Consider the following 16,409-nt stretch of genomic DNA (forward strand, 5'->3'; position numbering starts at 1 on the left):
TATCCTTATCACTCATGGAAAAAGACGGCTGTTTCTTCATCATCGACCCATATGCCTTCATCCGCTTCAATTGCGCTTCCCTTTTGCACATAACCGGCTTCGATCTTGTCCCATACTCGTACTCCATTGACAATACGATACGTCCAATTAAGGCGGTATGGTATATAGGAAGAATCACGAATAAACTTCGCTGGCACAAAAGCGTGTAACGTTAAATCAGCATCTTCTACTTCTGTTAGTTCGACGATTTCACACTCATCCACACGGACAAGATCTTCCCAACGCCCAAGACTAATGTGGCAGGAGGAACATATTCTCTCCTGTAGCTGTTGAAGTATATTGGCTTCCGCTTGAACAAATATCGTCAAATGAACGTGATAGAGCAAGTGTCTATAGATTGGCATCGTTGTAATATCAGCAAGTTTCCTTGTAATGCCCAGGCCATCAGCCGTCAATGCAAATTCGTCTGTTTTATCTTTTTTAAAGAAGTAATGCGTCTGATAGTCACTGATGATCGTATCGTATTCTCCTTGAATACATAACTTCATTGGAATCAATGTCCGGGCATCCATGACTGCATGAAGCATTCCCTTTACTGTCGAAAAAGGCGGCAATGGGTATGTTTCTGAAACCTTACATGCATGCGGCTTTTTATAACAAGCCGTTTCCTGAAATAACTTTAACCGTAAAACTTTCATTGAGATTCACCTTCAAAATACTGTACAATTTCTGCTTTTATGTATTCAAAAAAGTTCTCTACACTTCCGGCTCTTTCCTCAACCAGTTGCTGAAACTCTTCTTCATTTCCGAAGATACCATTAATGTATCCAATGTATGTTTGTTCCTTGACGATTTCTCCTCCAAAAGAGGTTTCCAATGTACTGCGAATGGCCTCTGTTTTAATCCGCCAGTCTTTTGATTGCGGCATTAAGTGAACGCGTCCTAAAAAGAACGGATTGGCCGCTTTATAGATCCCACCAATTACGAATAAGGGAGAAAGCGTTTCCTGACGCCCACGAATATTACGGTTTAATAGTTTCACAATGTCTAGCAGTTCGTGAATACGCTTAATTTTTTCTTCTGTGGAAAGCTTAATCTCCCCATCTTTTCCCACTCTGTTTAAATCCAGTGTTAACGTATATGCATACAGGCTATCATGCTGTTCAATGTTTGCAAGATTAGGATCTTCATTGATTCGCTCTGCCAGCCCCATATTGTTTAGAAACTCCATATCACTGCGGTAGGGTTCAAGCGATACCGCATGAGACAGACGGGCAACAGCCGGACGCTTCTCCGATTTCTTTCCTGTTTTCAAATATCCGAAAAGATCCATTTCCGTTGACTCTTTAATCGAGATACTTTCTTTAAACTGAACCGTTCCCTTCGTTTTATCCACGGTATCTAAGTTCCAGTCAAACCATTCATTTCCGAGCCGAACCATATCATAACGAAGGCTTTGTCTAGAAGCGAACGTAAATACATCTCCATTACCCCGATGAATTTTTTTCAACTCGGAAATGTTGCCAATTCCCTCTCCATAATTTAATGAATTGCCCCGAAAAACAATCGTCATTGTCAGTGCTCTGCCCATTATTGTTCATCCCCTTCTTTTGTGAAATCTTTACCTAACAATCCGGCAATAAACGCCCCGCCCACCGTTTCAAAATCAAGCCCTTCACTTTTGAGCACATCCATAAATACAGGAGACAATTCCTCACCCTGCGCAATATGCAGGCGAAACACCGTATCCAAGAAAGCCGTTTGATTCCCCGCCTTTACCGCATTTAATAAACGATAGGCAAGAGCATCGACTTTCTTTTTACCTGAAGCTTTGTACACGTCTGACTCTTTTGCACTTCCACGGCTGGCGACCATACTTTTTCTAAGATTTTTCCCTTGAAAGTAGACAGAAGACACTCGTTTATCGTATTTTTTGATATCTTCCATATTATTCACCCCTTTTTTTAAAAGCAGTATTCTGTGCCTCTCTCTTACCGCATGATAAGCTCCCTCGGCATGAAAATCTTGCTGGATCGCCTCCCGCAAATAACGAAAAACGGCTTGCTTAGGGTCTATGCCGCTTAATATGCTGCGAATAAAAACGTCTCTTTCCTCTATTAACAATAGAAGCTTTAACCGATTTCCATATTGCTTTATGTAGTGCGCACAATAATCCGGCATATGATAGTAATCCAGCAAGGTTTTTTTTGTGCCATCTGAATGAACCTCTATGAAAAGGAATGAATTGATCTTTTTGTCGGCACGTTCTTTTGTATCTGCCAGCAGACCTACAACCGCTTCGCTAAAAGAGCTCCCTGTTTGCCGAGCGTTTCGGTAGCGATGATTGATGTTATAAATTTCACTAAATTTCTGATCGAGTAAGACAAGCCCTGCATATTGTTTATATTCTATGGCCGTTCTTGAGCCAAGTCTTCGTTGATAGAAAGCGACTCCTACCGGAACAAGGAAAAGAATCAATCGGGCAAGAGCACTCATTGGCATTGGATTCTGCTTATTAAAATCCCAGTGAAAGTTGGAGGCGTTATTCGTAGAGATACCCAGCGGCAAAAAGATTTTTTCTTCGTAAGACATGGTTGCCGGCAAATCATCAATAAACGAACAAGGAAGAACATGGGGGGCAAACCATTCTTTTGCTTCTTTTATTGAATGAAGTTTTTTTATAGCTTTCAACCAGTCTTTGAAAGGTTTGTATTCTTTATGTTCGTCCAAAAAATTCTTAATATCATCAACATTTTCCGCACGTTTCATTTTTTCCTGAAATGCAATTTCGAGCTGAGCTGGCAAGACAAATTCTCTATGCATTTTTTCTACATGTTCCTGATAATCAAGCACACTGCAAGATCTTTGTAAGAATGAGGTTTGTCCATAGTACGGAGAAATAATAACCGCTTTTGCAAAATTAATGGTTAGCTTCTTATTAACAAAATCGGAAGTCATAATATTATGAAATTTATTGATAAGTATTTCTGCGGATTCTATATGTTCCTGGTTTTTAAGCTCTTTCATTTCTTCGACAAGATGCTTAAGCTCTTCACTTTCTTTTGCATCAGGAAAGTATTTTTCAACTTTTTTCATCTGCTCAGCAGCAATATTTCGTATCTCACTAAAGCGTTCCTTTGAGGATTCCGGCTTCTTTCTTGCACGCTGTAATAAACGCTCCATTCGCCCGGTATCCCGTTCAGCAATATTATATGTATCGAAGAAGTACGCAAAATAACGTTCAGCTAATGTATCAAGCAAATCTTTCCCAATTAGCAGGCCCGCCGGTGTCGTTTCTATTTCTTCCTCGTACAAACGCTTCAAGCCTAATAGCCCGCCCGTAAAAAACCACTCTTCAGCCCGCGCTTCCACAAAAAACGATGTCAAGATCTCACCCCCTCCATCTCAATATCCAGCATGCCTAACCCAAAAGATCGTCGTTTTGAAATGCCGTTTTGGTACAGACACAGTAAATCTTCTCGATCTCCTTCTATATATAAGTGACCTTTGAACGTAGTAAGATATAGAATTTGAAAAGGATGATCTCCTTCGCGAAGAACTCGATTCGATTCTTTAATCACCATTTTTTTCATTTGCAGAGGCTTTACAATCAACGGACGCCTTAATGATCTTCCAAGACAGGCCAAAACGACAAGATTAGCATAATAGTTAAATTCCTGCTCATACGAAGCATCATGGGGAAAGAGCGGTTTACCATCCTTTGATTCAATAAGAATAGGTGAAACTGTTTTAAACACAGCGTGTGAAGAATGAAGGCTTTTTTCAGGAAGCATGCGGATTTTCTCAAGTTCCCATTCAAATTCAAGATAACGACACGTCTTCATCTGGCTCATTCCATTATAAAAATGCGTCATAAATTCATAATCACTTGAAGTTAGAAATAGAGTAAAGCCATTCAGTTCAATTGTCTCGGCTTTGTAACTAAAATTCTTCAAATATACTGCATAGGCAAAAGGTTTTGGTGAAGGATTGTTGGAGAATACTTTATGATAATAGGATGGATTAGCTCTGGAAAGAGACTCTTTGATTAAGCTGAGCATTCCCATACGATAATACTTGGGAACTTCTTTTGCTTTAAAGTTTATTTCTAATCGCATGCTTTTCACCCCCTTTTTGAATTATAATTTTATAGTACCATCATTTTTACAATATTCAACATTTATTTCTATAAAATTACATAAAAAAAGACCGCTTCTCTGACGGTCTCTCTCCCACTTCGGTCAAATAAACTACACATCATAAAATTATAGTGCAAAATTTTATATCCCACATCGTTCCGATCGTATACGAAGTATAGCATGTTACAACAACATCTGAAATAGACTGTTGACTTAGAACTATCCTACTACCTCAATTAATGTAATCGTAATTATAAATGAAATTAATTTCTTTCTGTAACGAGGTTGATTATAATAAAAGAAAGGCAAAATGGAAAATAAAGGTGCAGCGGATCGTTTTTTGCAAAAAAACCGTCAATCCCTTGCTGGATACGGGCTGCACGCTGTTTTCTCCCTTTCGCCAAAAACACGACTGCCGATCCACTGCAGACGCGGTCAAGCCGGTAGATTAGCAACCCAGTTGTATCAAGGGTTTCCGCGTGCGAAAGCGGAGGGTTTTATCTGAACGTAGTGTGATGTAAAGTTGTATGAACGTGCGAACCGTATACTCAGGGCTGAGGTGTTTTATCTGAACGTAGTGTGATGTAAAGTCCAATAGTGAACGTCGTATATAACTTCGTTATTTTCGTTAGTTTTATCTGAACGTAGTGTGATGTAAAGGTTATTTTAACTTTACGCATCATCTCGTCCCCTTTCGTTTTATCTGAACGTAGTGTGATGTAAAGATTGCTTAAAAAAGAATGCTTTGCCTGCCTGTATGCAGTTTTATCTGAACGTAGTGTGATATAAAGGTTATCGCATTACGAGATCCGGCGGGCTCAGTCTACGTTTTATCTGAACGTAGTGTGATGTAAAGAGCATATTGGCAATACTCATCGAAGCTTGAGTACCCAGTTTTATCTGAACGTAGTGTGATGTAAAGGGACTGCCATCATGGCAGTCTTTTCTTCTTTCTGCCGCTTCCGGTTTTATCTGAACGTAGTGTGATGTAAAGACGATTCCAGACGGTGGGTATTACGCTAGGGAAGCGTGTTTTATCTGAACGTAGTGTGATGTAAAGTGTATATTTACTTTACATTATCGGGTAAAAATAGTAAAAGTTTTATCTGAACGTAGTGTGATGTAAAGGGGTATGTAGTGTTAGGAATTAAGGAAGAAGGAACGGCGTTTTATCTGAACGTAGTGTGATGTAAAGATTTCAATCGCAGTTTCCTTTCCCGGTTCATATGGAGTTTTATCTGAACGTAGTGTGATGTAAAGTTGGATGCCAAGGGGAAAGGCCAAAAGAAGATAAGGCAGTTTTATCTGAACGTAGTGTGATGTAAAGAACTATGAAGGGTTTAAACAACTTGGTAAACTGGACGAGTTTTATCTGAACGTAGTGTGATGTAAAGACGATTATTGTAAATGGAGCAATACGGGCCGATGGGTTTTATCTGAACGTAGTGTGATGTAAAGTACGCCTGCTTTTTCGTTTGTAGCTTTTTCAAATCCGTTTTATCTGAACGTAGTGTGATGTAAAGATTCTATGACTCGGATGATATACAAAGAGCTTTTCGTTTTATCTGAACGTAGTGTGATGTAAAGATTAGATATCTCGCAGCCAATAACACGAGCAAAACGTTTTATCTGAACGTAGTGTGATGTAAAGTTCTTCGAGGACTTCGTTAAGACGATGCGTGTATTCGAGTTTTATCTGAACGTAGTGTGATGTAAAGATTAGATATCTCGCAGCCAATAACACGAGCAAAACGTTTTATCTGAACGTAGTGTGATGTAAAGTTAAACGGTTCGGCTTGATGAAGCACGTCGAGTATAGTTTTATCTGAACGTAGTGTGATGTAAAGGAAGTTTTTCTCTCAGAGCTGACGCAGCAGCGGAAACGTTTTATCTGAACGTAGTGTGATGTAAAGCCCCTACAATGTTTGTAGCAAACGGGCTGTTAATAGTTTTATCTGAACGTAGTGTGATGTAAAGGAAAGTTAATGCGGTAAATTTGTTTGGAACCATTTTGTTTTATCTGAACGTAGTGTGATGTAAAGGAGGATGAAAAAATGGTTCAATTGCGTGTTAATGTACGTTTTATCTGAACGTAGTGTGATGTAAAGGGTATAATATATATAACAATAGTTTTTGGGCGACAGTTTTATCTGAACGTAGTGTGATGTAAAGTGGGATTTTTTTATTAAGCTTTGCGCTCAGATATTTGTTTTATCTGAACGTAGTGTGATGTAAAGCAGATCGCGGGGGCTGTCGCCGAAGTATCCAAATACAGTTTTATCTGAACGTAGTGTGATGTAAAGCGGTAGTCCGCGTCTATAACGCCGATACCATTCGGTTGGTTTTATCTGAACGTAGTGGAAAGAAACCTGCGAGAAAGAAGAAAGGAAGCAAGAAAAACACCCTTGTCTAACCAAGACACAGGGCGCTCCAGATATTCTCTTTCTTTTTCCTTCGTACTCCCTTTTCTTCCAACCACGAAAAGTGTGTCCATTTGTTAAGTGCGATTTATAAATACTGATCTTCTTTATCCTTCACTTGCCTTTTTCACCAGCAAAGCCAGACGACGGATACCTTCCTCCATCTCTTCAGATGATGCATAAGCATACGAGAGCCGCAAATAGGAACGCGCGTCTGGATGATAGATTGTGCCGGGATTCAGCAGGATTCCATGACTCAGCGCCTCATCAAACAGGGCAGAGAGCGAAAGTTCAGGAAGAAGGCGCAGCCAGATATAGAAGCCGCCCGCAGGTACATGCCACTCCGCAAGTCCGCTCATATAGGTAGAGAGCATCTCTACTGCCACTTCTCTTCTTTCTCGCAGCTTCTGCCGAATCTGTGCTACGTGTTCCGTATACAATCCGCTGGCAAGCCATTCTCGCGCTGTCCACTGAGACAATGAGCTTGAGCCGTAGTCTGTCTGCATTTTAATATCAGCCAGCCGCTGAATGACCGGTTCCGGCCCGATGAGCCAGCCAATCCGCAGACCTGGACTGAGCGTTTTTGAAAGACTGCCCATATAAAGGACAAGGCCATGCTTATCATGCGCTTTGAGCGGAGCAGGAGGACGCTTGTCAAGCCACAGCTCTCCATACACATCATCTTCAACAATCGGTAATCGCTCCTGTCCACACACATCAAGTAAGCACTTCCTTGCTTCCTCTCCCAATACACGCCCTGTAGGATTATGAAAGGACGGAATCGTATAGAGCAGAGAAGCCGCCGTTTTACGCTTACTGTGTGCGATCAGAGCAGGAATGTCTTTGGCACAAGGAAGTGCCTCCATATCGCAAAGCTTGATACCTGCCGACTGAAACACGCGTACTGAATGAAGATAGGAGGGTTTCTCTAACAGGATGGATGAGCCCTGCGGCAGCAGACCGATCGAGATTAGGTGAAGCGCCTGCAGGACACCGGAGACAATGAGAATAGACGAAGGCGATGCCGTGATTCCGTAAGATGCCACATGGCGGCTTATCTCTTCCCGCAGCGCATACAGTCCCTGCGGCTCTTCATAACCAAGTGAGTTGATGCTCTCCCCTGCCCGCACCATTATCTTTCTCATCGTCTCGGCCGGGAATAAGTCCGGGGCTATCTCTCCCGTACCAAGCCGGATGATGCCGGATGTAAATTCTTCACGATTAATACGCTGAATCATCGATAGATTGGGCCGGTGGACGCCCGATTCTACATACGTGCGCCAATCAGGTGGATGTGCGGCCGCAAGCAGCGTCCACGTGTTATTTACAACGTGTGTACCGCTCCCCCGCTTCCCTTCAATTAACCCTTCAGCCGCAAGTTCCGCAAAGGCGGTTGTAACTGTGCTTCGATTGACACCAAGCTGCTTGGCAAGCGTGCGCTCCGCCGGAATTCGAAAACCAATCGGCCACTCTCCTTGGGCAATTTTTTCTTTTATGTATGCGACAATTTGTCGATAGATCGGAGTCCCTTCATTAAGGTTCGGCCTCCATTCATCACTTCTCACACGCTATACCCCTTTCCTATCATGAATTGGCCGGTAGCTTCATCTGTCAATTGGCTGGCGACATGCTTTCCGTACGGCTCTATAATCAACTTATCATAGTATAAAAAAAGCTCCATCACATTTTATATATGACAGAGCTGATATAAAGGAGGACAATAAGATATGCTGCAAGCTTTCCTGCACGGTATGGTGCTCGCCTTCGGACTGATCCTGCCGCTTGGAGCACAGAATGTATTCGTATTCTCACAAGGTGCGGCTCAACCGACATTCATACGGGCTCTTCCTGTAATTCTAACAGCATCCATTTGCGATACGATTCTTATCGCATTAGCGGTATTAGGGGTCTCGCTTGTAGTGCTGACATTTACCTGGTTAAAAACCATGCTGTTTGCCATCGGTGTCCTGTTCTTGCTATACATGGGTTGGATGACATGGAGAAGCGACAACCATATTAAAAACGGCGAGCAGGGGAGCCTGCCGCCAAAAAAACAAATTGCGTTTGCTGCTTCTGTGTCGCTGTTGAACCCGCATGCCATCCTCGATACGATCGGGGTAATCGGGACCAGTTCACTTACATACGCCGGGGGTGAGAAATGGGCGTTCGCCCTCTCCTGCATCTTCATCTCGTATATGTGGTTCTTCGGATTGGCTATTGCCGGACGCATGCTTGGCACGCTGGACAAAACCGGGCGATGGATGCAGGCAATTAATCGAGGATCTGCACTCTTGATCTGGGGCGTTGCCTGTTATATGGCTGTACAGCTGCTTACCGCTCTTGCGTAAGCAGCTCTTCCATCAAGTTGCCGAGCATATGCGCCTGCACTTGACGGTTATAGATGGCTAGATCCCCACCATGAGCGCGCTGTAGAATATCGCGCGCGCGATCCGTGCCGCCAGGTGCTGCCTCCCACTGCTTGTACATCCGAAGAAATGCCTGCTTAATTTCTTCCTTATCAAGCGGATTGACGACTTCACCCAAGCTGAACTTGCGAATAATTTTCGTTGACTCCCCTTCAACAGATAACGCTAGAATCGGGTGTCCGATTGCCATATATTCATACAGCTTGCCTGGGATATAGACGCCTGAGCCCGGCGCTGTATCCCCGATGAGCATCAGAACATCCGCTCCCTTCATCATCGAAAGCGCCTCTTTATGCGGGAGGTTCCCCATAATCTCAACTTCACCCTCAAGACCTAAGCGATGCACACAATCAATGTTGTCGCTATAGCCCGGATAATCGAATACGCCAGCGAACCGCAGCAGAATTTTATTCCGTTCTATCGCCCCTGCTTCGATCAACTCAGCTATAGCCTCAAGCAGAAGACGGGGATTGCGCTCCCTATAGAAAATCCCAGGGTAGGCGAGCGTAAACTTTCCGTCTTCAGGCGGTTCAGCAATATCGCTATAGTCCTTGGGGTCAAATCCATTATGAATAACTTCAATTCGGCTGATTTCCTTTCCGAACTTCTGCTTAAAATTCTCTGCAAAGCCGTACGTTACCGTCGTTACAGCATCCGATTCGGCCATGACACTTCGTTCCATCCGCTCTTCCCAAGCTTCACGCCATGCCACACCGGAGCGGTGCATGTTCTGCGTCCATGGATCACGGAAATCAGCGATCCACGTAATGCCGGTTCCCCGCTTAATTTTACGGGCAACAAGGTGATTCGTATATGGACCAGACGTTGAAAACATCACAGAAATGTCATGTTTCTTCACGATCTCTTCGCCAAGCTTGGCTGCTTGCGGGAGCCAGCCAATCATATCATCTGGAATCATCATGGTATTTTTTACCTTTTTCAGCAGCGGAACAATCCGCTGCTTAAGCATCTGCTTCACCCCACCGCTCTGATGAGAGGGAGCTGCTGAATTCTGCTTGTCACTTTGCTTCGGTGCCTCTTTTTGTGTCGGTCGCATGGTCTGCACGAGATTGAATTCCTTGGCACGATATATGAACACATTGGAGGGCAATTGACGCAGAAGCGAGTCATCTTTCGTTGCATGATATGTATGATCCACTGTCAGTACGTGCACGTCCCAGCCTTCTTCTGCCAGATACCGGGCCATCTTCAAAGCACGCGGTACACCGCCCCCGCCAATCGGCGGAAATAGGTACGCTACCAGCAGCATTTTTTTCTTCGCCTTCATCCTCTACGACATCCTTTCGTATCATAAGCAAAACAAGACGAGCGCTGGGCGCCTTTATCACGAACCGAAGATAAAAAGAGAAGAGACAGAAGATACGATGATCTCCCTTCCTCTTCTCCGCCCTTCTTTTCTGCTTATTGTGCAGCCTATTGCGTGCTGTCTCGTTTTATCATTGTCTTACTATATCGTTACCCATATTAGATGCGAACAAGCACAGCATTTTCATCAATGCTGCGAGGTACACGGTTTTTTCCATCCAGAATCACCGGTTTATCCTTCATCAAGCCAATGAGTTTGTTCCAATCAATCTCAAGGAATTCTTCCTGTACCGTAACATAAATGAGCGCATCGGCATCTTTTGCCGCTTCCTCTAGGCTGGATGTCTTGTATTCGTATGTGCTTGGTACAGCCGGATCGTACGCGGCAACGGTAGCGCCGGCTTCACGAAGCAGTTGTACAAGGTAATGCGGCGGGCTGATACGGTCATCATTGGAGAAGTCCTTCATCGCAAGGCCTAGCACAGCGACCTTGCTTCCTCCCAATGTTTTGTTCTGCTTATTCAGCTCCGTCTCCACCATTTGCACAAGCACTTGCGGTACACTATCGTTAATCTGACGCGCCGTCTCCAACAGGTGGAGGTTTACACCGATCTCCTTTGCTTTTGGCAGTAAATAATACAGCGCGTTCGGCAGGCAATAGCCGCCTACACCTGGTCCTGGTGTCAGCAGATTTACGCGCGTATGTGTATTAGCAACGCGAATAAGTTCAAACGTATCAATACCAGCCTTTTCTGCAAAACGGGCGAACTGCTGCACCATAGCAATATTCACATCACGCTGTACATTCTCAATAACTTTTGATGTTTCGACAACTTTAATATCAGAGATCGTAACATCCGCTTCCGTCACGAATGTAAGCACATCATATGCGCGCTTTGCACTCTCTTCATTAATGCCGCCTAGGGCAAGCGGCATATGGATGAACTCCTCAAATGCCCGACCCTCCGCAATTCTCTCTGATGCATAGGCCAGGTAGAAGTCCTCTCCTGCCACAAGGCCACTCTGCTCAAGCAGCGGTTTTACAAGCTCTTCTGTTGTACCCGGAACCACCGTGCTGCGCAGAATGACAGTGTCACCTTTTTTAAGGACCTTAGCAAGCGCTTCGCAAGCCCCTGTCAAATAATGCATTTCCGGATCGCCATCTTTTACCGGAATGCCTACGGTAATAATATAGTTATCGACCGCCGAAGCCGCTTCTTCATAGCTTGTTGTAGCGGTAAAGCGGTCGGCTGCAATCTGTTCCTGAAGAATTTGCGCAAGCGATTTACCTTCAAAGTATTCAAGGTGGTGGGATTTCCCCTCGTTGATTTCTTTTACAAGCACTTCGCTTACATCAAGTCCGACTACATGTGCGCCTTTACGGGCATAACTTAACGACAAAGGCAGGCCAATAAAGCCTAAGCCAATGACGGCAATATTCAACGATTTTTCCATGACAATCTCCTCCGACCTATCGGTTCAAATCCACACTATAAACGTATTTATTTTAGCACAAACATAAGAAAAGAGCGATTACCAGCCTCTCGCTCTTCCGTCTCCCTATACTATCGAAATACGGCAAAGTATAAAATGCCGGCAAGAATAAACAGCACAGCTAGCGTACCTAGGATTTTCGCTAATCTGTCCAGCATCTCGACTCCCCCCTACCACATGCGGGATACACCGCGCATGCTTCTGCCATTATACACTACCCGGTTTTATGTAGCAATGAAGTCGCGTCCCCTGCTTCTTCCATCACACGATGCTTGCCCCAATGACATAGGACAATCCGATAGAGATGACCATGGATAATAGCCCGACCGCCCGGTTATCATTGGCAATCTCTTCATCGACCTTAAACATAGGCGTTAAAAATTCAAAGACAAAATAGGCAATCAACAACAGAAGAAACCCATACGAACTCCATAGAAGCGTATGGCCGATGCCGTCATTATGCTCGATGGAATAGCGGATAATATTGCAAATTCCAAAAATTTTTCCCGCTGTCGCCATAGCAACGGATACATTCCCCCGTTTGATCTCCTCCCAATCTTTGTATTTGGTTACAATCTCGAATATGGAAAGAAAAATAATAAGCGCAAGCAGCGCTGCCGCAAAGTAAGCAGCCGTCAGCACATACGGATTCGAAAAAATAAGCAATCCGCTCCCTCCTCCACCGTCAATAAAATACACCTGCCGATGCTTTAGTACGTATACGCATACACATCGGCACGGTTTCAGTTTTGTATTCTTACTTTAGTTCCACGATGGTAGCGCCTAATCCGCCTTCACCCTGACCGCCCCAGCGAATCGACTTCACCAGGCGGTGCTTACGCAGGTGCTTCTGGATACCAAGCCCAAGCGCACCGGTTCCTTTGCCATGGATAATCGATACTTGCCCAAGTCCGTCAATCAGCGCTTCATCAAGATACTTGTCAATCTGAATCATGGCGTCTTCGACCGTATTTCCCCGTACATCTAACTCCATACGCACAGGGTCGCGCGTCGAACGGATTTTTGTAATGGATTGTAAGACTTGAGGCTTCGCAGCTTTAAGTTTCTCCAAATTATCCGCTTTTACATTCATCTTAACAATACCGATCTGTACTTGAAACTCTTTATCGCTTACTTTGCCAACAATTTCACCTTTTTGATTAAAGGAAAGTACCCGTACTTCATCTCCGACTTCTAGCGGCTGCTGGTTGAGCGGTACGCTGCTTTGCTTCGGTTTTTTCTTCTTGCGCAGCGTAGGCGATGCTTCCTCTAGACGTTTCCTTGCTTCAATCAGCTTATGTTCCTTAATTCCGGCACGTTCTTCTTTGGCAATCTGCCGCAATTCTGAGATGATCGTCTCTGCTTCTTTGCGCGCCTTCTCTACCGCAGTACGCGCTTCTTCTTCAGCCTGCTGATACAGCTTGTCTTTCTTCTCTTCCAATCCGGAAAGCTCACGCTCAAGCTCTCTGCGCTCATGCTCAAGCTCGGCACGAAGACGCTCGACTTCCCGCCGCTCCGTCTCCGCTTTGCGCTGATTCTCCTCAAGTGAGGCTAGCATCGTATCAATCTCGGTCTCTTCCGTCTTTACGAAGTCACGCGCCTGCTGCAGAATCTTCTCTGGCAGCCCAAGCCTTGCTGCGATCGCAAACGCATTGGAGCGCCCCGGTATTCCAACGAGCAGACGGTACGTCGGACGCAGCGTCACCTCATCAAATTCCACACTCGCATTACTAATCTGGGGACGCTCGTACGCATACGCCTTCAGTTCGCTGTAATGTGTCGTAGCAACCAGCCGCGCCCCACGCTGATGCACATAGTCAATGATTGACATCGCAAGCGCCGCACCCTCTGTAGGATCGGTGCCTGCCCCCAACTCATCGAACAGTACAAGGCTGCGGTTGTTTACATGCTGTAAGATATAAGAAATATTTGTCATATGACTGGAGAATGTACTCAAGCTCTGCTCGATGCTTTGTTCATCTCCAATGTCAGCATAAATCCCTTCAAAAATCGTCAGTTCGGAGCCTTCATCAGCCGGAATATGCAGACCGGCCATTGCCATTAACGAGAATAGACCGATCGTTTTCAGTGATACCGTCTTTCCCCCCGTATTCGGTCCGGTGACGACAATAGCCGTATAGTCCCTGCCAAGTTCCACATCAATCGGCACGACTTGACTATCCGCAATCAGCGGATGACGGCCTTTCTTAATATGAAGATAGCCGTTGTCATTGATTTTGGGTTGAACGGCTTTGATTGCCTGTGCATAGGAGGCTTTGGCAAAAATGAAGTCCGCTTCCGCAAGGCATTCTACATTACCAAGCAGCACGTCGGATACTTCCTGAACCTGCGCTGAGAGGGCAAGCAGAATCTTCTCTACTTCACGCTCTTCCTTCATCTTCAATTCACGCAGATCATTGCTCAGATTTACTACAACCTGCGGCTCAATGAATAACGTAGCCCCAGATGCGGATTGGTCATGAACAATGCCGCCAAAAACATGGCGGTACTCCTGCTTGACCGGAATAACAAAACGATCATTACGGATTGTAATAATCGGGTCCTGCAGCATCTTCTGCGTATTGCTTGAACGAATCATCTGCTCAAGCCGCTCGCGTACACGCTTCTCCGCACCGCGAATCTGTCCACGAACCTGTGATAGAGTCGGACTGGCAGAATCGACAACGACCCCATTCTCATCAATGGCTCGGTTAATGTCATTTTCTAACCCTTGCAATCGCTCGAACTGGCTGAGCAGCTCTTCAAGCAGCGGCAGCGGCTCCTCTTCTACAAGAGAGAAGATAAATGTCTTCAATCTTCCACCACCGTATAGTGTGGAAGCGATATCCAATAACTCAGCCGTATTCAGCATCCCTCCCATGTCTGCCCGCTTGCATGCAGGTCGAATATCACGAATTCCACCCAAGGGGGCGCTGCCGCGCAGCCGAAGTACGGTGCTTCCTTCCATCGTCGCCTTCTGACGGCGCTCGACCTCTTCATAATTCGTTGAAGGGGCAAGCGCCTCTATTCTTTCTCTTCCTAAAGAAGAAGAAGCATGATTTGAGAGCTGTTCCATTACTTTATCGAATTCAAGCGTTGTAAACGTACGTGCTTCCAAGAGAAATCTCCTCTCTGTGTCCATAACAGTGACACACATCTTGTTCCTCTGCTATTATACCACCTCATGCAAGAAGAGGAGAATTCCTCCGCGACTGTCAGCATTCGGATTTTACTAGTATTTTTTCTGATTGCGGTTCCTGCATATAACGCTGCGCCCATAGAAAAATACCGGTAATCGCAATCGGATAGAATACGGACCAGCCAACGAACGGAAAAATGATCAGTGTAAGCACAAAGGAAACCCAACTGATCGAGAGGCCTAGGCGACTCTTTTGCAGCAGCTTTATGCCTGCGGCACAGCCTCCAAGATACGTTAGAATAAATGTCGCGTTCGGCAGTTGAATGAGCGTAGTCAAAGATACGGTACCCGTACCATACAGCCCAAGCACAAGCACAAACCAGCCGAAAAGAAAAAACAAACCGCCGACCGGTGTATGATAGCGTGCCGACACCTTTCCTAATGCCGCCGGTGCCTGGCCTTGATCCGCTAAAGCGCCGGCAAGGCGAGAGGCCGCACCCACATAAGCGATAATTGTTGCTGTACAAATAAACATACCGGTTATCCCCACCACAAGAGCGCCTACGTTGCCTAACAGACGCTCGATGACGAGTACAAGTGAAGCGGCCGAGGAGGATGCACCATAGCTATGTGTGCCTACGGTTGCCACCGCAGTTAAAAAATAGAGAACGCCAACCAATATAGCAGCAATGATTACACCTTTGATCGCTTCCCGTTGTGGATCAACGAATTCCTCCGAGAGATGCGAGACCGCCTCCCAACCGATAAAGCACCAGAAAAGAATAGCAGCGGACTGTCCTATGCTGATCCAGCCATGCGGCATGAACGGTGTAAAATTGGCAGCGTCAATATAAGGTACCGAGCCAACCGCAGCAAGAAGCAGCACACAGACGATCGCGATAACAACCGCTACCTGGATCTGTCCCGCTACCTTCATTCCAAAATAATTTAATACCAGCCCAATAACGAGCATCAAGGCAGCTAGACCTACCTTTACACCGTTTCCCCAACCGAAGGATGCGGTCATATAGCCTGCACCCGTCAGTGCTGCTACCGGTGCTCCAATCGGAACCGACATAAGAAAAAACCATCCAGTCAAAGCACCCGCTCTCGGTCCAAATGCACGCGTTACGAAGTAAGCAACCCCGCCCGTATTGGGAAACGTAGCCGACAGAAGCCCCATCACAAGCGCCATCGGCAGGACGAGCAGCGTCATTAATCCCCATGCCAGAAGCGATGCAGGTCCAGCAATCTCTGCGGCAAGACCCGGCACCAGAAGCACACCGGAACCGAGTACTGCACCAATATATAACGCGATTGCCTGCGTCAATCCAATTGTTTTTACTGTTTTTTGTTTTGCTTCCATCTCCTGACCCCTTCTCCATTGTTCTGCTTGCTTTTGTTCTCATCGTAGCAGATAATAAATGAATCAGTAAAACAGATAGATATGATGAAATCGATCTGA

At 45.3% G+C, this 16,409-nt stretch carries 11 protein-coding genes and 1 CRISPR repeat array; of the genes, 1 reads left to right on the forward strand and 10 read right to left on the reverse strand.

Features of this window, described 5'->3' with window-relative positions; translation table 11 throughout:
* Positions 1-8: 8 nt before the first annotated feature.
* From cas5b to AB3351_RS15130, 5 genes are all read right to left on the reverse strand, one after another.
* Entirely contained in the window at positions 9-698 is a 690-nt protein-coding gene (gene cas5b, locus AB3351_RS15110; protein ID WP_371147981.1) for a type I-B CRISPR-associated protein Cas5b, read from the reverse strand.
* Positions 695-1,591, reverse strand: coding sequence for a type I-B CRISPR-associated protein Cas7/Cst2/DevR (gene cas7i, locus AB3351_RS15115; RefSeq protein WP_371147982.1), 897 nt, complete (start codon positions 1,589-1,591; stop codon positions 695-697). The genes cas5b and cas7i overlap by 4 nt, the downstream gene beginning before the upstream one ends.
* Entirely contained in the window at positions 1,591-3,387 is a 1,797-nt protein-coding gene (locus tag AB3351_RS15120; protein ID WP_371147983.1) for a hypothetical protein, read from the reverse strand. Before AB3351_RS15120 ends, cas7i begins: the two co-directional genes overlap by 1 nt.
* A complete protein-coding gene (gene cas6, locus AB3351_RS15125) occupies positions 3,384-4,118 on the reverse strand; it encodes a CRISPR-associated endoribonuclease Cas6 (RefSeq protein WP_371147984.1) in 735 nt (244 codons plus the stop codon). Before cas6 ends, AB3351_RS15120 begins: the two co-directional genes overlap by 4 nt.
* Positions 4,119-4,633: 515 nt before the next feature.
* Positions 4,634-6,442: a CRISPR direct-repeat array (repeat unit 29 nt; unit sequence GTTTTATCTGAACGTAGTGTGATGTAAAG).
* A 224-nt stretch (positions 6,443-6,666) separates the two neighbouring features.
* On the reverse strand, positions 6,667-8,124 hold the full coding sequence (locus AB3351_RS15130) for an aminotransferase-like domain-containing protein (protein ID WP_371147985.1): 1,458 nt from the start codon (positions 8,122-8,124) through the stop codon (positions 6,667-6,669).
* A gap of 162 nt (positions 8,125-8,286) precedes the next feature.
* Here AB3351_RS15130 and AB3351_RS15135 point away from each other — a divergent pair, with 162 nt between their 5' ends.
* The gene (locus AB3351_RS15135) at positions 8,287-8,907 is read left to right on the forward strand and encodes a LysE/ArgO family amino acid transporter (protein WP_371147986.1); all 621 of its coding nucleotides are present in this window, start codon (positions 8,287-8,289) and stop codon (positions 8,905-8,907) included.
* Here AB3351_RS15135 and AB3351_RS15140 read toward each other — a convergent pair.
* From AB3351_RS15140 to AB3351_RS15160, 5 genes are all read right to left on the reverse strand, one after another.
* Positions 8,891-10,273: a glycosyltransferase family 4 protein gene (locus AB3351_RS15140; protein WP_371147987.1), complete on the reverse strand. Its 1,383-nt coding sequence runs from the start codon at positions 10,271-10,273 to the stop codon at positions 8,891-8,893. The genes AB3351_RS15135 and AB3351_RS15140 overlap by 17 nt on opposite strands.
* Positions 10,274-10,470: 197 nt before the next feature.
* Positions 10,471-11,766, reverse strand: coding sequence for a nucleotide sugar dehydrogenase (locus AB3351_RS15145; protein ID WP_371147988.1), 1,296 nt, complete (start codon positions 11,764-11,766; stop codon positions 10,471-10,473).
* A 300-nt stretch (positions 11,767-12,066) separates the two neighbouring features.
* Positions 12,067-12,471, reverse strand: a complete 405-nt coding sequence (locus tag AB3351_RS15150) for a DUF350 domain-containing protein (RefSeq protein ID WP_371147989.1) — start codon at positions 12,469-12,471, stop codon at positions 12,067-12,069.
* Between the two features lie 91 nt (positions 12,472-12,562).
* Positions 12,563-14,923, reverse strand: coding sequence for an endonuclease MutS2 (locus AB3351_RS15155; protein ID WP_371147990.1), 2,361 nt, complete (start codon positions 14,921-14,923; stop codon positions 12,563-12,565).
* Between the two features lie 97 nt (positions 14,924-15,020).
* Positions 15,021-16,310, reverse strand: a complete 1,290-nt coding sequence (locus tag AB3351_RS15160; RefSeq protein ID WP_371147991.1) for an amino acid permease — start codon at positions 16,308-16,310, stop codon at positions 15,021-15,023.
* Between the last annotated feature and the right edge of the window lie 99 nt (positions 16,311-16,409).

Source organism: Aneurinibacillus sp. REN35 (assembly GCF_041379945.2).
Taxonomy (GTDB): domain Bacteria; phylum Bacillota; class Bacilli; order Aneurinibacillales; family Aneurinibacillaceae; genus Aneurinibacillus.